Raw genomic sequence first — 15480 nt, forward strand, 5'->3', positions numbered from 1 at the left:
TTGAGGTGGTAGGCGATCTCACGCGCCTTGAGGAGCACGTTCAACGGCACGACCACCGCGCCGGCCTTGAGGATCCCGAAGTAGATCGTCGTGAACTGCGGGATGTTCGGGCAGGACAGGGCGACCTTCTCGCCGGGGCGAACGCCGCGCTCGATCAGCAGGTTCGCTACCCGGTTCGACGCCGCGTCGAGTTCCGCGTAGGAGATCCGATCGCCACCGAAGACGATCGCCGTGCGCGCCGGGTATCCCGACGCGGTGCGGGTCAGTAGGCCGGACACGTTCCGGGTCGAACTCGTCATCAATGGCTCCTGGTCTGTGCGTAGTCGGGACACCGCGTTGTTCCTGACATCAGGTGGTCAGGAAGTCCTCGCCCTCACGCGCGTCGAGGCGTCCCAGGATGCTCTGGACGGTGCGATCCCGCGCCAGGCCGGAGTCCATCCCGGGTGCGATGATGCCGCGGACCTTCGAGACCACGGTCCATCTGCGCGGACGAAACACCTGCACATCCCGGCGACACAGGCCCTCGACGATGGCCCCCGCCGCTTGCTCGGGGCTGATGCGCTTGCGCAGGAACCTCGGTTGGGTGCCGAGCAGCGCCTGGGCTACCGGATCCTCGTCGAGGCCCTGACGGGTCATGTCTGTGTTGATCACCGCGAAGTACGCGGTCGTGACGCTGACGCCGTGAGCGGCGAGCTCGACCCGCAGTCCACGGCCAAGCTGCTCGACCGCCGCCTTGCTCATCGCGTACGGGATGGCGCCGGCCCCGTTGACGAACGCGAACACCGACGAGATCAGTACGAGCCGACCACGGTTCTCGATGAGGCCCGGAAGGGCGGCACGGACCGTGTTGAGCGCACCCCCGACGTTCACGTCGAAGAGTCGGTCGACCAGCGAAGGCGAAGACGCCCGGAGGGTCGCGCCCCGCCCGAGTACACCTGCGTTCGCGATCACGATGTCCAGGCGGCCGGCGTCCCTGACGACGGTCTCGACCGCTCGGGTCATGTCGCTGAGGTCGGTCACATCGCCGACCAGGTAGGTGACCCGCTCGTCGATCGCCTCGCCCGCAGCCGGGCGATGCAGATCGATCACGAAGACCCGAGCACCGGCGGCGGTCAGGGACCGCGCGGTCGCCGCGCCCAGGCCTCGGCCGCCGCCGGTGATGAGGGCGACCTTTCCGGCGATCGACCTGTCGGGCCTCTCAGTCATCGAGGAACTCCAGAGCCTCGGGGACGAACTCCCGGTGGTGCTGGAACACGCCGCCGTGCCCGGAGTTCGGGTAGATCTTCAGGCGGGCGTTCGGGATCCGGCGGGCCATGTCGGCCGAGTTGCTGCTCGCGACCATGAGGTCGTTGTCACCGTTGGAGATGAAGACCGGCTGGGTGATCACCGAGAGGTCGTCGGGTGCGTGCAGCCCGGCCGCGCGGATGGCCTTCAGCTGCGCGAGTCGAGCCTGCAGGGAGATCTTTTTGTCACGATTCCGGGTGCGCTCCTTGAGCCGGGCGAAGTAGTCCTTCGCGGCCCGCTTGCCCTCGGCGTCGCGTGGGAAGAACAGGAACGCCCTGGCGTCTTTCAGGGTGAGCGCGGACTTGACGTACGCCCCGGCCGCGACCTTGTTGATCTCCTTGATGCCACCGCCTCCGCGGGGGCCGGTCCCGGCCAAGATCATCCGGCGCACGAGCTCGGGTGCCTGCAGGGCCACCATCTGTGCGACTCCGCCGCCGAGTGAGAACCCGAGGAGGTCGACCTTCTCGAGTCCCATCGCACGGATGAAGGCGACGGCGTCGCGGCCCATGTCCGCGACGTCGGGCGGCACGGATCCTCCGGACCCGCCGACCCCGCGGTTGTCGAACGCGATCACCCGGCGGCGGGCAGCGATGCCGTCGATGATCCTCGGGTCCCAGTCGTCAAGGACAGCCATCAGGTGGTGCAGGAACACCACCGGAACACCCTCGGCCGGACCGAGCTCGCGGTAGGCGAACGGCACCCCGCCGACGTCGATCGTGCGATTGGGGACGTCGATCCACTTCATGCTCTTTGTCGTCATCATCTGACCTCACCGGATACGGCGCGAGGACCGCGGCTCCGTCGATTTATATTACGATCGGTCTTCTTACGGTTGTAATAGATACACGCCGGGATGGGCGGCGGCAAGGGGTCTGCACCCCTCACTGGGTGGTGGGGATTGTCACCGAAGGCCGGTCCCCCGAGTCGCGACCGCGCAGACGAACGTCACTTGCACAGGCCCGCTCGAGATGAGACCGCCCCGATATGCGAGGGCCCACCGCCATGAGCCGGCGCGGGTGCCCTCGGGGTGAAGACTCCGAACGTGGTCCGTACGGGCGAGAGCGCAAGCAGGCGCCGAGTGGCGGCTCATCGGCAGAAGCCGGCCTCCCTCGGTGCGGAGGGACCCGCCGCGCGTGCGTGCGGCGGGCCCCCTGCTCGGCTTGCCGGCGGCAGGCTCAGAGCTTGACGATCATCTTTCCGACGTTCTCGCCCCGCAGCATCCCGAGGAAGGCGTCCAGGGTGCTGTCGAGGCCCTCCCGCACGGTTTCGCGGTAATGGAGCTTGCCCTCGGCGAGCCAGCCGCCGACCTCGCGGATGAAGTCCGGCTGGAGGTCCAGCCCTTCGGCAGGCGAGAGTCGCACGGCTGGCCGCGGAGGGACTCACCAACCGGGAGATCGGGGCACAGCTGCTGATCAGTCCTCGTACGGTGGGCTATCACCTGGCCAACGTGTTCCCCAAGCTCGGCATCGTCTCGCGCGCCGACCTCGCGCGCGTCGATTTCGGGGACGGGCTGCGTCTGATGGACTGACCGACGGTCTCCCGGGACCGACTGAGCGGCGGCTGCTGCCAGGCGTCGGCCGCCCTTGGGCAGGTCCCTTTGGTGGGGTGGTGTCGGGCACACCACCGCTGATCTGGAGGCGCCGCCCAAGCAGCGGCACACTGCCACGCGGATCCGTACGCGGCTGGAGCAGGAGATGCCAGTGAGGTCCGCGGGCCGTAGATCCTGCCTCGGTCGGAGATCCCGCACGCCGTGACGAAACCGCCCGTGCTCCGCGCGGTGTCATTTCCAGCCCCATGAGCACGTCCGGAGCGAGTGGAGCGTGATCGAAGCCGAGGCACCCCGGCCCAAACTCGCCACCACCAGAAGTAGCGGACAAGCGGTCCGGGGCTGCCTGGAGGCGGGCCTCTGGTGCTCCGCTCAGATGACGTTGACGGTGTCGAGGAAGCGGGCGGCGAGGTCGGTGTCGCCGGTGACCGTCACGTCACTGTCGCGCCAGGAAGAGCGCTGCGTGCCCCAGTCGGGGAAGGCCAGCGCGGGAGCGGTGACGTGCGCCGCGACCGCGCCGTCGGACGGAGCCAGGCCGCCTGCCTCATCGAACCACCAGGTCCCGCCGCCGGGGCCGGTGAGCGTCAGTGCGACGCGGGCGTCGAGCCCGGCGACCGGTGCCTTCGCGACCTGATTGCTCAGTACGGCGATCATCCACGTCAGGACCGCGCGCATCCTGTCCGCATCGGTGGACGGCACGGGCCGACCGAGCGCTGGGGCCATGTCGTGGCGCAGGTGGGCGTGGTGGTCGAAGACGAGTGCGCCGCCGATCGACAGACCCAGGGGGTGGCGGCCGAGGTCGGCCATCTGTGCCCGTATGCGGGCGGCGGGCGTGCGCCTGACGGCGTCAAGGAGCGCGGTGGCTCGCCGGCTGGCGTGCTGGTACTCGGCCATTACCTTGGCACGGCTCCAGTCCCGCCGTTGCTCGACGGGACCTTCGTTCGCCTGTTCGAGGCTGGCGGCGAAGCTCAAGCGCAGCCCGGCGGGTGTGTAGAAGCTCCGCGCCGTCGCACCCATGTGGGCGACGACGTCGGCGATGCGCCATCCGGCTGCGGCGCTGGGCGCGGTCCATTCGTCGTCGGTGAGGCTGCTGGTGAAGTCCAGCATCTCGGCGCGTTCGGCGCGCAGGGCGGCGGCCATGTTCGGCAGGTCGGCGGGGGGCAGGCGCTTGCTCATGTCGTCGTCTTCTCTGGTTGTGAGTCGGGGCGGCGGACGGCCTCGACGGCCGTGTCGTAGAGGTCGAAGATGTCGGCCTGTCCGCCCAGGCGCATCCACTCTTCTGTTGCCGCCTGGAGGCAGGTGATCGCCGTGGCCGCGATCGCGCGCGCCTGAAGGGTGCGGTCGGAGTCGGGCAGTCGCGGCTCGATCAGCGGTGCGAACAGGTCCTGCCAGCGGGCCTGCTTCTCGGCGTGGCCGGCGCGCAGGGATTCGTTGCCGAACAGCAGCGTGGTCATCTCGAGCCGGCGCTCGGCGGTGAGGTCCATCTCCTCGAGCACCTGGAACGCCGCACGCAGTGCCGTCCAGGCGTCTTCGCCCACCGGGCGCTCGGCGAGCCGCGCGGCTATCAATTCCCCTTGCTCGGACAGGCCGTTGAGCGCGAGGTCCTCCTTGTTGCGGAAGTAGTTGAACAGGGTCCGTTTGGAGACGCCCGCCGCGGCGGCGATCTCCTCGAGTGTCGTGTCGTCGTACCCCTTGGTCGCGAACAGTTCGAGGGCGGTCTTGGTGAGGAGCGCGCGAACCACCGTGCGGGTCTGTTCCCGGAGGGGCGTCGGTTTCTGAACCATGCACCGATGGTACATCTCTTCTCTACATGCAACCACTTGCACTCGATGCAAGCACGTGCGTAAAGTGAAGCCATGAGCAAAATCGACTATCGCCGCCAGACCGTCATCGTCACCGGAGCCAGCTCCGGCCTCGGCGCGGAATTCGCCCACCAGCTGGCCCGTCGCGGCGCGGATCTCGTACTCGTCGCCCGCCGCGCGGACCGGCTCAAGGACCTGGCCGACGAACTCACCCGCGCCCACGGCATCACGGTGACCGTTATCGCCCGCGACCTCGGCCAGCCCGACGCCGGCCGCACGCTGCGCGCCGAACTCGAATCCCGCGGCATCCACGCCACCGGACTGGTCAACAACGCCGGCTTCGGCACCCACAACGCCCTCACCGACGAGGACCCGGACCGCCTGCAGAGCATGATCGCGCTGAACGTCAGCGCGCTGGTCGACCTCAGCCGCGCCTACATCGACCCGCTGAACTCCGCAGACACCGGCATCCTGATCAACGTCGCCAGCCTGCTGGGCTTCCAGCCCACCCCGTACCTCAGCGTCTACGGCGCCACCAAGGCCTTCGTCCTCAGCTTCACCGAATCACTGTGGGAAGAAAACCGTGGCACCGGCCTCCGCGTCCTCGCCCTGTGCCCCGGCGCCACGAAGACCGAGTTCTACGACGCCGCCGGCAGCGAAACGGCCGACTACGGCGCGAAGCGAGTCACCCCCGAGCACGTCGTCAAGACGGCCCTCGACACGCTCGACCGCCGCTCCGCGCCCCCGTCGGTGATCACCAACGGCCGCCCGATCGCCCTCGCCGGCAAGATCCTGCCGCGCCGCATGATCGTCCGGTTCATGGGCCGCATGGCCCGCCCCTGACCGGAGGCCGCCGCTCTCAGCGACCCGTTCCACGTCCCAGGCGGCACTGCTCCTCCGTCGTCCCCACCAGCAGCAAAGGACCACCATCGTGACCATGACAGAAGTCACCCCACAGCCCACCGACGCGGAGCGCTTCGGTCACATCCTCGCCCTTCAGCGCGCTGCCTACCGCCGCGACGGAGCGCCCTCACTGGCGGCGCGGCGCAGCGACCTGAGCAGGTTCAAGGCGGCACTGATCGCCCGGCGCAGCGCCATCGAGGCGGCCATCAACACCGACTTCGGAAACCGCTCGCGACACGAGACCGCGATGATGGAACTCGGCGGCGTCGTCGGGGGCATCGACTACCTGGAGCGCAATCTTCGTCGGTTCATGCGCCCGACCGGCCGCCACACCGCCTTGCACATGCGTTTCGGCACCAACCGCGTCGAGTACCAGCCGCTCGGAGTGGTCGGGGTCATCTCACCGTGGAACTATCCCATCATCCTGTCGCTGATGCCGGTCGTCACCGCGATCGCCGCCGGCAACCGCGTCATGCTCAAACCGTCGAAATTCACCCCGGCGACGAACACCGTGCTCGCGTCGATACTGAGCGAGCTCTTTCCACCGGAGCAGGTCACGATCGTCAGCGGCGACGGTGCCGCGTTCTCCTCCCTGCCCTTCGATCATCTCGTCTTCACCGGAAGCACCGAGGTCGGACGAGCCGTGATGAAGGCGGCGAGCGAGAACCTCGTCCCCGTCACGCTGGAACTGGGCGGCAAGTCCCCGACCATCGTCGCCAAGGGGCACGTAACCGACCGGACCGTGGCCGACATCGTCTTCGGCAAACTCCTCAGCGGCGGGCAGACCTGCATCGCCCCCGACTACGCCCTGGTGCACGAATCCGAGATCGACACCTTCGTCGACAGCTACGACCGCCTGGTGAAGACCGCCTACCCCGACGGTCCGACCAGCAAGGACTACACCTCGATCATCAACGACAAGCAGTACGCGATCCTCACCGACCTGATCGAAGACGCCCGCAGCCACGGAGCACGGATCATCGAGGTCGGTCACCGGCCGGGCGAGGCCGCCCACCGCCCCCACACCCTCGCACCGACCGTCGTGCTCGGCGTCACCGACGAGATGCAGATCGCCCACGAAGAGATCTTCGGCCCCATCCTCCCGATCTTCCCCTACCGCGACATCGACGACGCCATCGACTACGTCAACGCACGACCACGACCGCTCGCGCTCTACTACTTCGGCAAAAACGACGCGGACCGGCGCAAGGTACTCGACCGCACGACCTCCGGCAACGTCACCATCGGCGGCACCATCATGCACGTCGGGCAAGACGACCTTCCCTTCGGCGGCGTCGGTGCCAGCGGGATGGGCCAGTACCACGGGATCGAGGGCTTCAGGACGCTCAGCCACCCCAAGGGCATCTACGTGCAAGGCCGCTTCAACGCCGTCCGCCTCCTCTATGCCCCCTTCAGCAAGCGCACCGACGCTCTCCTCAACTTCGTCCTTCGATAACCGGCGGCTTCCGCCGCCAAAAGCCTCACCCGCGTCGAAGCACGGGCCCGCGCGTAATCCGCAGCCAGGCGGTGCCGGCGTCCCAGGACACCTGTGGCCTGCCTTTCCCGTCTCTCAAGTCGGCTCACTCTCGGCGGGCGAGAGACAGTGGGACCACGAAGTCGGAGCGGTTGGCGAGTTCTTGGCGGAGGACGGCGTTTCTCGGCGAGGAGGGCGGCGAGGACGGCCGCTGCGGCATCAAGCTGCTGCTGAAGTCGCTGGCGCTCGTGCCGGTCGCCCAGACGCTGGACGAGCAACAAGGGGTTGGGAACTGGTGCCGGGGTGCTGAGCGGGAGTGATTTCTGGTGAGCGTGAGTGAGTGCCGGGGCTGGATGAGGTTGTTTCGCTCTGCGCCGGGAGGATCTCGTCTGCCGTGGGTGTTGGTCTGGCCCTTCGTTCTCGGCAAGGGGAACGGGAGTTCTTGGGTCGAATGGGTGACCTTTGTGGGTGGTGCTCGTTGACTGCGGTGACAGGGGGTCTTCGAGCTGTGGGCGGGGGTGGACGGGGTGGGTGGGCTGCGGGAGTTGGCGGCGTCGTTCGTGGTGCCTGGTCCGGCCGGGGTGGCGGTGCGGGACCGGTTGCGGGTGTCGGCGAAGGACGCGGCTGTGCTGGCCGCGGTCGGGAGGTTCCTGGGGTCGCTGGCAGCGGGTGATCTCGCCGTACGGTCCCGGCAGGGACTGACGCACGATGGCAGCGGGTGGGCGGTGCGCAAGCGGGAGCTGACCGGCAGGTCCTCGGCGCGCTGGGCGGGCAGTATCACCAAGGCCAGCCACGATCAGTGGGCGCTGGCGAGGCGTGGGCAGGCCGCACACATGGCCTGGCTGCGGCGGCAGATCGCGTCGATAGAGGCGCGGCTGGCCCGGCCGCTGGGCGCCAAGGCCGACAAGCGCGAGGCGCTGGTGCGCGGGTATGGCTCGCGGAGCGAGTGGCATGCCAAGTCCCGCCGACTGCACACCCTGAAAGACCGGCTGGCGGTGGTGGAGGCGGACTGGGCGGCGGGCCGGGTACGGGTGGTGCGCGGCGGCAAGCGCCTCGCTCGCGCCCGCCACCACCTGGCGGCTGCCGGGCTGAGTGAGCGGGCGTGGCGGGAGCGCTGGGAGGCGGAGCGGATGTTCCTGGCCGCCGACGGGGAGTCCGGCAAGCGCTTCGGCAACGAGACCCTCCGCGTCACCGACACCGGACAGGTCTCCCTCAAGCTCCCGGCCCCGCTGGCTCATCTGGCCAACGCCCCGCACGGCCGGTATGTGCTGGACGCGACCGTACGGTTTCAGCACCGGGGGCAGGAGTGGCGGGACCGGATCACCGCCAACCGGGCGGTGGCCTACCGCATCCACCACGACACAGCACGCGGCCGCTGGTACCTCACCGCGTCCTGGCAGCGTGCCGCCGCCCCGGTCCTGCCGCTGGAGGCGGCCCTTGCGCGGGGTGTGGTGGGGGTGGACATGAACGATGACCACCTCGCCGCCTGGCACCTCGACGCGCACGGCAACCCCATCGGCGAACCGCAGCGCTACTTCTACGACCTGACCGGCAGCGCGGAGCACCGGGACGCGCAGATCCGGCACGCGCTGTCCCGGCTGCTGCACCACACCCGACGGTGCGGGGCCGCCGCGATCGCCATCGAGGACCTCGACTTCACCGAGGGTAAGAGCCGGGAGAAGCACGGCCGCAACAAACGCTTCCGCCGCCTCATCTCCCGTTTCCCGACCGCGAAACTTCGCGCCCGGCTGGTGTCGATGGCCGCCGAACAGGACATCGCCGTCGTCGCGGTCGACCCCGCCTATACCAGCCGCTGGGGCGCCCAGCACTGGCAGAAACCACTGACCACCCCACGACGCAAGATTTCCCGGCACGATGCGGCGAGCATCGCAGTCGGGCGACGCGCCCTCGGACATCCGATCCGGCGACGGGCGGCACCGCCCCACGACGACCAGAGTGATCGTCGTGGGCATCGGACCGTCCAGGCCCGACCGGACACCCGCAGGCGTGAGGAAACCCGCCCCCACCTTCCCGGACCGCGCACCGGATGCGCGCCACCGGGCCGTGGAGCGAAAGCGGGCGACCAGGGTGCCCAACACCGTTCGGGACACCCGGCTGAGCACGGGTTCTGGCAACAGGACTCACTCCCGCTCAGTCTTTAGGAACGGTCCAGCAGTTCCATCGCGTCCCTGGGTACGTAGACCGTACGGGGACGTCCGTACTTTGCGCAGGCTCCCTGGTCGACGTCCGCGACCGCGGGCCGGTGGCCGCCGCCGGCCAGGCCGACTCCGCCGCTCCAGCTGGTCGACGGCTGCAACCTTGGTCTCCAGTCGGCATCCGCCCCTACTGAACCGCGATCGCCAAGGTCTGCCCCACTTCCTTGAGGGTATACATATCGTATAGTCGCTGCTAGCTTTCTCGTACAGGACGAAGGAGTCTCTCGAGGGCCTGCTCTGCTTGCCCACCGGCACCGACTGAAGTCCTGTCGAAACAAGTGCTGAGGTGGGCGTGCCAAATGGTCCGGGAAGGAGAACTGCGTGCACGGATCTCCTGCGCGGTGTACGTGTGTGAGCCCTTACCTCGCCGTTGCGCCGGTGCTGACCGTAGAAACGGTGGCGGCCACCGAGGCGTGCGCACTCATGGAGCCGAGGTCAAGCTTGGTGGTTTGGCCAAGTTGCTGAAGGGATCACAAAGTTGCACATCGACGCCGAGAATCTCACCGCTGAATCAGCGTACAAGCTGCTGATCGGCAGCGTCATCCCGCGGCCTATCGCCTGGGTCAGCACCCTGTCGACCGACGGGATTGGAAATTTGGCACCGATCTCGTTCTTTACTGTGGTGGGGCGCAAGCCGCCTATGGTCTCATTGTCCATCCAGCCCCGGTCCGACGGCGCCACGCTCAAGGACAGCTTTGTCAATATGCGCGACACCGGGGAATTCGTGACTCACCTGGCCACGCTGCCGCAGGCGCTGCCTCTGCATCTCAGCGCGAGTGAATTCGAACCCGACGAGGACGAGTTCGACATGGTTGGGCTGGAGAAGGTGCCGAGTGCTGCCGTGAAGCCGCCGCGTATCGCGGGTGCGCCGATCGCGTTCGAGTGCGCCGTCGAGATGATCGTCCCCTCGCCGGACGGGCTCAACCACCTTGTGGTCGGGCGGGTCGTGCAGTTCTACGTCCGCGACGACCTCTACCTGTCACGCGGACGGATCGACACCGGTGCGATTGCTCCCATCGGTCGGCTGGCCGCCGAGTACACGGTGGTGGACAACGCTTTCGTGCCACCGCTGGACAGGGAAACTCTTGAGCGTTTCGAAGGACGCCGGATGGAGCGGCTCGACAAGCGACCTGACGACTACTCGATGATCGAAACCTCGGAGTGGTCGCCGTCCGGATCCATCATGCGCGCGGAAGGCGACGCCGGCTGATCGACTCTTCGATGGCCGCTCGCCCTGAGTGAGCGGTCCCCAGGTTCCATGGGTGTCGCCTTGATGATTTCAGGCGGCACGGACTTGGCATCGCGCGCCGGATTTGCCTGCCCCGCCCGGCGTCCGTCAATCGTCGAACGGACCCCTGAACCCGTGGCGAGATGTGCAAGCGCTAGAGACAAGAGGCAGCACATGGCACAGCCCTTGCCTGGTAGATCCTCCGACCGAGACGGATCGATGAACACGAGTAACAGCGGTGCGCCCGACGGCGAAATGGCAGCCGATTACGACGTGATCGTGGTCGGATCGGGCTTCGGGGGCAGCGTCGCGGCCCTCCGGCTCACGGAGAAAGGCTATCGGGTCGCCGTGATAGAGGCGGGGCGTCGGTTCGCCGACGACGAGTTCGCCAAGACGTCGTGGGATCTCAAGAGCTTTCTCTGGGTGCCCGCGCTCGGCTGCTTCGGCATTCAGCGCGTCCACCCGCTCAAGGACGTCATAGTGGCGGCGGGTGCCGGTGTCGGTGGTGGTTCGCTCGTGTACGCCAACGTGATGTACCGGCCGCCCAAGCCGTTCTACACGGATCGGCAGTGGGCGCACATCACCGACTGGGAGTCGGAACTGGCGCCTTACTACGACCAGGCCAGCCGCATGCTGGGCGTGGTCACCAACCCGACCGTGACGGCCTGCGACAAGGTGATGCGTGCGGTCGCGACTGACATGGGTGTGGCGGACTCCTACCAACCGGCACCGGTGGCGGTGTACTTCGGCGAGCCCGGCAAGACCGCCGACGATCCGTTCTTCGGCGGCGCCGGGCCGCGGCGCACCGGCTGCACCGAGTGCGGCTCCTGCATGACCGGGTGCCGGGTCGGCGCGAAGAACACCCTCGTCAAGAACTACCTGTACATCGCGGAGCGCGCCGGCGCGGAGGTCATCCCGCTGACCACAGTGGATACGGTGCGACCGAGGCCGGACGGGTCGTTCGTGGTGGACGTGCACAGGACGGGCAAGCGGTCGCGTCGCTCCCGGCGGAGCCTGACGGCGGCCCGGGTTGTGCTGGCTGCCGGCACCTGGGGAACGCAACGGCTGCTGCACCGCATGCGGGACGACGGCGTGCTGCCGCAGCTCTCGCCGCGGTTGGGGGAACTGACGCGCACGAACTCGGAGGCGATCATCGGTGCGAGCCGGGCCGTGGCCGACCCCGAGCGTGACTTCACCCGCGGCGTGTCGATCACCTCGTCGATCCACCCGGACGAGAACACGCACATCCAGGCGCTGCGCAACGGCAAGGGCAGCAACGGGATGAGCCTGATGCAGACCATCGCCACGGACGGCTCGCTGCCCACGCCGCGGTGGCTGCAGATGCTGCTGACGATCCTGCGAAAGCCGGTCAAGTCCATGACGTTGTTCAACGGCTACCGGTGGAGTGAGCGGACGATGATGCTGCTGGTGATGCAGAGCCTGGACAACTCGCTCACCACGTACACCAGGCGAGGCCTGTTCGGGCGCCGGAGATTCACTTCGAAGCAGGGACGCGGTGAGCCGAACCCGACGTTCATCCCCGTCGGGCACGAGGCGAACCTGCGCACCGCCGAGCACATCGGCGGTGTCCCGGGTGGGATGTGGGGCGAGATCTTCAACAGGCCGATGACCGCCCACTTCTTCGGTGGAGCGCCCATCGGGACCTCGTCGAAGGACGGCGTGATCGACCCGTACCACCGGGTGTTCAACTACCCGGGACTGTCCATCGTGGACGGAACAGCGCTGACCGCGAACCTGGGGGTGAACCCGTCGCTGACCATCACGGCCAAGGCGGAGCGCGCCTTCTCGTTCTGGCCCAACAAGGGTGAGGCCGATCCGCGCCCTGCTCAGTCGCAGCCGTACCGTCGGCTGGACCCGGTTGCTCCGGTCAGCCCTGCTGTTCCGGCGGGGGCCCCGGCCGCACTGCGGCTGCCCATCGTGGGCTGAGCCGCCGCGCACTGCTGACACACGAGAACACGGGCCGGGCATGGCGCTCGTCAGTGACCGGACATACCGCCGTCGACGGCGAGCGTGATGCCGGTGATGTAGGACGAGGCGGGGCTAGCGAGGAAGACGACGGCGGCGTCGAGCTCGCGCTGCAGCCCCAACCTGCCCAGCGGGCTGGTCTGCTGGACGAACGCCATGACCTGGCCTTCGGGGATCTCGGAGGTCATCTCGCTGGCGAAGTATCCCGGGGCGATGGCATTGACCCGGATTCCCCGGCGCCCTGTCCATTGCTGGGCGAGATCGCGGGTGAGGCCGATGAGGCCGGCCTTGCTGGCTGCGTAAGCTGCCTGTGGGGCGTACGACTTGATCAGACCGAGCACGCTGGCGATGTTGACGATGCTGGAGCCGGGCTCCATGACGCGGGCGCATGCCTGCGCCGCCCAGTAGGCGCCGTTGAGGTTGATGTCGATGACGCGGCGGAACTCCTCCGGGCTCTCCTTGAGGGCCGGAACCGCGGTGCCTGTGCCGGCGTTGTTGATCAGGATGTCGACGCGGCCGAACTCGCCGACTGCCGAGCGGGCCAGCGCCTCGCACTGCTCCGGATCGGCGACGTCGGTGGGCACCGTGATGGCGCGGCGGCCGGTGTTGTGCACCTGCTTCGCGACATCTGCCAGCCGGTCGGCGCGGCGGGCGGCAAGGACGATGTCGGCGCCCGCTTCGGCGAGCGCCTGGGCGAACCCGGCGCCGAGACCGGAACTCGCCCCGGTGACCACGGCAACCTTGCCGTCGAGCCGGAAGAGGTCGAGGACGCTGCTCATAGCGGCTCCTGGTGTGACAACGCTCGAAGTCCGGCGGCGGTCAGTGGCGCGACGGCCTGCCCTACCGTGTCGAATCCTGTACCGCGGGTCAGCCCCTGCTGGAAGCGGGCGTGGATCCCCTCGGCGATGACGGCGATCTTGAAGTAGCCCAAAGAGAGATAGAAGCCGAGTTCGCCGAGATCCCGCCCACTGGCCTCGGCGTAGCGCTGGGCGAGGTCGGCAGCCGCGGGAAGCCGTTCGCTGGTCGATGCGGCCGATCCGCTGAGCACGGGAGCGAAGGACGGGTCGGTGTAGACAAGGTGCAGACCGAGATCGGCGAGGGGGTCGCCGAGGGTGGCCATCTCCCAGTCGACCACCGCACGAACGGTGCCCGGGTCGGCGGGGTCGAGGATGGTGTTGTCGATGCGATAGTCGCCGTGCACGATGGACGCGCCGCTTTCCGCCGGGCAGGCGGTGGCGAGTCGCTCGTGCAGCAGCTCCATGTCGCCGAGCTCCCGGGTCCGCACGCGTTGCCACTGGTCGTACCAGCGCTGGACCTGGCGCGTCAGATAGCCCTGCGGGCGTCCGAACCCGGTCAGCCCCACCGCGTCCGGATCGACGGCGTGCAGGCGCGCGAGTACGTCGACCAGGCCGTAGGCGCAGCGGGTGATGTCGCTGTCCGGCAGTGCGTGCAGCTGCTCGACCGTCCGGATCACCGTCCCGTCGACGTACTCGACCACCGCGAAGGGCACGCCGAGTACCTCGGCGTCCGCGAAGGTCACGGCACGTGCCACGGGGACGTCACTGTCGGCGAGTGCGGCCACCATCCGGTACTCGCGCCGCATGTCGTGCGCGGAGGGGGTGAGCCCGCCGAGCGGAGGACGGCGAAGAACCCACCGCGTCCGCCCGTCGGTGACCATGTACGTCAGGTTCGACCGGCCGCCCCGCAACGGCTCGGCGGTGAGCCGGCCCCGGAACTGCGGCACGTACTCGTCGAAGTACCGCTCGAGTGCGGCCAGGTCGAGACCGTCCACCGCGGTGTGACCGGCGGTGCTCACTGTGCCGCCGCCTCGGTGTGGCGGCGCATGACGCGGCGGGCGATGGCCCAGCGGTGGGTTTCGGATGGCCCGTCATAGATGCGGAAGGGCCGAACCTCCCGCAGGAACCGGCCGAGCAGGATGTCTCCGGACACACCGAGCGAGCCGCAGATCTGCAGCGCGCGGTCCACCACCCGCCACACCGCTTCGGCGCAGAAGGTCTTGGCGATCGAGGTGGACTGCGAGGCCGAACGTCCCTGATCCAGTTCCCAGGACGCCTGAAGGATCAGCCCCCGGGCGGCGGCGATGTCGATTTCGTTGTCCGCGATCATCTGCTGCACCATGCCGAGATCGCCGAGCCGTGAGCCGAACAGCCGGCGGTCGGCGGCCCGGCCGACGGCGATGTCCTGCGCGCGTCGGGCGATGCCCAGCCACCGCATGCAGTGCGTCATCCGCGCGGGCCCCAGCCGTACCTGCGCGTAGCGGAAGCCCTGGTCGACTTCGCCGAGCACCGCCTCGTCCGGTACGACGCAGTTCTCGAAGAGCAGCTCGACGTGCCCGCCGTAGAGGCTCTCGTCGAGCGTCTCGATGTGCCGGACCGTCTTCATGCCGGGGTTGTCGGCGTCGACCAGGAACATGGTCGCGCCGCCCTGGTCCCCGGGTTCACCCGACGTCCTGGCCATGCAGATGGCGAACCCCGCGCCATCGGCACCGGTGATGAACCATTTGTGCCCGTCGATGCGCCAGCCGCCCCGAACACGTGCGGCGCGCGTCGCCAGCGCACTGGGGTCGGAGCCCGCGCCCGGCGCCGGCTCTGTCATCGCGAAGCACGACCGTATGGCACCGGACGCGAGCGGGCGCAGATAGCGGTCCTTCTGCTCGGCGGTGGCGATGGCTTCGAGCATGTGCATGTTGCCCTCGTCGGGCGCGGCGATGTTCATCGCGAGCGGGCCCAGCAGGGAGTACCCCGCTTCTTCGAAGACGGCAGCCCTGCCCCGCATGTCCAGCCCGTGCCCGCCGAACTCCTCGCCGACGTGCGGCGCGAACACGCCGGCATCCTTCGCGGCCCGCTGCAGCCCGAGCCGCACGTTCTCGGTGCGCGCGACGCCACGGTGCTGCTCCTCGGCCGGGATCACCACCTCGCGGACGAAGTCGGCAGTGCGGCGCGCGAGGTCCGCGACGACGGGATCCTGGGTGAGGTCGACTGTCATGGCATCCCATCCGGCTACTGAGTATTAGCCCAGAC

The 15480-nt window shown here is 68.5% G+C and carries 16 protein-coding genes and 1 pseudogene; 7 read left to right on the forward strand and 10 right to left on the reverse strand.

Annotation, left to right across the window (positions count from 1 at the left end):
• From AB0I77_RS50560 to AB0I77_RS50575, 4 genes and pseudogenes are all read right to left on the reverse strand, one after another.
• On the reverse strand, positions 1 to 299 hold a 299-nt coding region (locus AB0I77_RS50560), incomplete at its 3' end, for an AMP-binding protein (RefSeq protein WP_363289775.1).
• 49 nt (positions 300 to 348) lie between these two features.
• The gene (locus AB0I77_RS50565) at positions 349 to 1206 is read right to left on the reverse strand and encodes an SDR family NAD(P)-dependent oxidoreductase (protein ID WP_363289777.1); all 858 of its coding nucleotides are present in this window, start codon (positions 1204 to 1206) and stop codon (positions 349 to 351) included.
• A complete protein-coding gene (locus AB0I77_RS50570; protein WP_363289778.1) occupies positions 1199 to 2029 on the reverse strand; it encodes an alpha/beta hydrolase in 831 nt (276 codons plus the stop codon). The genes AB0I77_RS50565 and AB0I77_RS50570 overlap by 8 nt, the downstream gene beginning before the upstream one ends.
• A gap of 430 nt (positions 2030 to 2459) precedes the next feature.
• Positions 2460 to 2618: pseudogene (locus tag AB0I77_RS50575) on the reverse strand (NADP-dependent oxidoreductase); the annotation flags it as partial.
• A 59-nt stretch (positions 2619 to 2677) separates the two neighbouring features.
• On the opposite strand from AB0I77_RS50575, the gene AB0I77_RS50580 reads away from it, so the two are divergent.
• On the forward strand, positions 2678 to 2812 hold the full coding sequence (locus AB0I77_RS50580; protein ID WP_363289810.1) for a LuxR C-terminal-related transcriptional regulator: 135 nt from the start codon (positions 2678 to 2680) through the stop codon (positions 2810 to 2812).
• Between the two features lie 390 nt (positions 2813 to 3202).
• Here the strand turns inward: AB0I77_RS50580 and AB0I77_RS50585 are convergent, their stop codons facing one another.
• Both AB0I77_RS50585 and AB0I77_RS50590 read right to left on the reverse strand, forming a co-directional pair.
• Positions 3203 to 4006 (reverse strand): maleylpyruvate isomerase family mycothiol-dependent enzyme, encoded by an 804-nt coding sequence (locus AB0I77_RS50585; protein ID WP_363289779.1) that lies wholly within the window; start codon positions 4004 to 4006, stop codon positions 3203 to 3205.
• A complete protein-coding gene (locus AB0I77_RS50590) occupies positions 4003 to 4614 on the reverse strand; it encodes a helix-turn-helix domain-containing protein (RefSeq protein WP_363289780.1) in 612 nt (203 codons plus the stop codon). The genes AB0I77_RS50585 and AB0I77_RS50590 overlap by 4 nt, the downstream gene beginning before the upstream one ends.
• Before the next feature lie 72 nt (positions 4615 to 4686).
• Between AB0I77_RS50590 and AB0I77_RS50595 the strand changes: the two genes are divergently transcribed.
• The 4 genes from AB0I77_RS50595 to AB0I77_RS50610 all read left to right on the forward strand — a co-directional run bounded on the left by AB0I77_RS50595 (position 4687) and on the right by AB0I77_RS50610 (position 9171).
• The gene (locus tag AB0I77_RS50595) at positions 4687 to 5475 is read left to right on the forward strand and encodes an SDR family oxidoreductase (RefSeq protein ID WP_363289781.1); all 789 of its coding nucleotides are present in this window, start codon (positions 4687 to 4689) and stop codon (positions 5473 to 5475) included.
• Between the two features lie 94 nt (positions 5476 to 5569).
• Positions 5570 to 6991 carry a coniferyl aldehyde dehydrogenase gene (locus tag AB0I77_RS50600; protein ID WP_363289811.1) on the forward strand — a complete coding sequence of 474 codons (1422 nt, stop codon included), beginning with the start codon at positions 5570 to 5572 and terminating at the stop codon, positions 6989 to 6991.
• A 170-nt stretch (positions 6992 to 7161) separates the two neighbouring features.
• Positions 7162 to 7329, forward strand: a complete 168-nt coding sequence (locus AB0I77_RS50605; protein ID WP_363289782.1) for a hypothetical protein — start codon at positions 7162 to 7164, stop codon at positions 7327 to 7329.
• A gap of 207 nt (positions 7330 to 7536) precedes the next feature.
• Complete coding sequence (locus AB0I77_RS50610) at positions 7537 to 9171, forward strand: IS200/IS605 family accessory protein TnpB-related protein (protein WP_363289783.1); 1635 nt, start codon at positions 7537 to 7539, stop codon at positions 9169 to 9171.
• Here AB0I77_RS50610 and AB0I77_RS50615 read toward each other — a convergent pair.
• Positions 9168 to 9326 (reverse strand): hypothetical protein, encoded by a 159-nt coding sequence (locus AB0I77_RS50615; RefSeq protein ID WP_363289784.1) that lies wholly within the window; start codon positions 9324 to 9326, stop codon positions 9168 to 9170. The genes AB0I77_RS50610 and AB0I77_RS50615 overlap by 4 nt on opposite strands.
• A gap of 377 nt (positions 9327 to 9703) precedes the next feature.
• On the opposite strand from AB0I77_RS50615, the gene AB0I77_RS50620 reads away from it, so the two are divergent.
• Positions 9704 to 10435 carry a flavin reductase family protein gene (locus tag AB0I77_RS50620; RefSeq protein WP_363289786.1) on the forward strand — a complete coding sequence of 244 codons (732 nt, stop codon included), beginning with the start codon at positions 9704 to 9706 and terminating at the stop codon, positions 10433 to 10435.
• A 237-nt stretch (positions 10436 to 10672) separates the two neighbouring features.
• Entirely contained in the window at positions 10673 to 12400 is a 1728-nt protein-coding gene (locus AB0I77_RS50625) for a GMC family oxidoreductase (RefSeq protein ID WP_363289787.1), read from the forward strand.
• 50 nt (positions 12401 to 12450) lie between these two features.
• Here AB0I77_RS50625 and AB0I77_RS50630 read toward each other — a convergent pair whose 3' ends face one another.
• Genes AB0I77_RS50630 through AB0I77_RS50640 form a run of 3 tightly spaced genes read right to left on the reverse strand, consistent with a single transcriptional unit; the run spans position 12451 to position 15445 of the window.
• Positions 12451 to 13218, reverse strand: a complete 768-nt coding sequence (locus tag AB0I77_RS50630) for a glucose 1-dehydrogenase (RefSeq protein WP_363289788.1) — start codon at positions 13216 to 13218, stop codon at positions 12451 to 12453.
• On the reverse strand, positions 13215 to 14255 hold the full coding sequence (locus AB0I77_RS50635) for a phosphotransferase family protein (RefSeq protein ID WP_363289789.1): 1041 nt from the start codon (positions 14253 to 14255) through the stop codon (positions 13215 to 13217). The genes AB0I77_RS50630 and AB0I77_RS50635 overlap by 4 nt, the downstream gene beginning before the upstream one ends.
• Positions 14252 to 15445, reverse strand: a complete 1194-nt coding sequence (locus AB0I77_RS50640; protein ID WP_363289790.1) for an acyl-CoA dehydrogenase family protein — start codon at positions 15443 to 15445, stop codon at positions 14252 to 14254. The genes AB0I77_RS50635 and AB0I77_RS50640 overlap by 4 nt, the downstream gene beginning before the upstream one ends.
• Positions 15446 to 15480 lie beyond the last annotated feature (35 nt).

It is taken from the genome of Streptomyces sp. NPDC050619, from assembly GCF_040654815.1.
Taxonomy (GTDB): domain Bacteria; phylum Actinomycetota; class Actinomycetes; order Streptomycetales; family Streptomycetaceae; genus Streptomyces.

What these genes read in the sequence shown, in the direction of transcription:
- AB0I77_RS50590 (WP_363289780.1), bottom strand. Translation starts at nt 4,614, where the DNA reads ATGGTTCAGAAACCGACGCCCCTCCGGGAACAGACCCGCACGGTGGTT.
- AB0I77_RS50595 (WP_363289781.1), top strand. Translation starts at nt 4,687, where the DNA reads ATGAGCAAAATCGACTATCGCCGCCAGACCGTCATCGTCACCGGAGCC.
- AB0I77_RS50565 (WP_363289777.1), bottom strand. Translation starts at nt 1,206, where the DNA reads ATGACTGAGAGGCCCGACAGGTCGATCGCCGGAAAGGTCGCCCTCATC.
- AB0I77_RS50600 (WP_363289811.1), top strand. Translation starts at nt 5,570, where the DNA reads ATGACAGAAGTCACCCCACAGCCCACCGACGCGGAGCGCTTCGGTCAC.
- AB0I77_RS50585 (WP_363289779.1), bottom strand. Translation starts at nt 4,006, where the DNA reads ATGAGCAAGCGCCTGCCCCCCGCCGACCTGCCGAACATGGCCGCCGCC.
- AB0I77_RS50570 (WP_363289778.1), bottom strand. Translation starts at nt 2,029, where the DNA reads ATGAAGTGGATCGACGTCCCCAATCGCACGATCGACGTCGGCGGGGTG.
- AB0I77_RS50630 (WP_363289788.1), bottom strand. Translation starts at nt 13,218, where the DNA reads ATGAGCAGCGTCCTCGACCTCTTCCGGCTCGACGGCAAGGTTGCCGTG.
- AB0I77_RS50640 (WP_363289790.1), bottom strand. Translation starts at nt 15,445, where the DNA reads ATGACAGTCGACCTCACCCAGGATCCCGTCGTCGCGGACCTCGCGCGC.
- AB0I77_RS50625 (WP_363289787.1), top strand. Translation starts at nt 10,673, where the DNA reads ATGAACACGAGTAACAGCGGTGCGCCCGACGGCGAAATGGCAGCCGAT.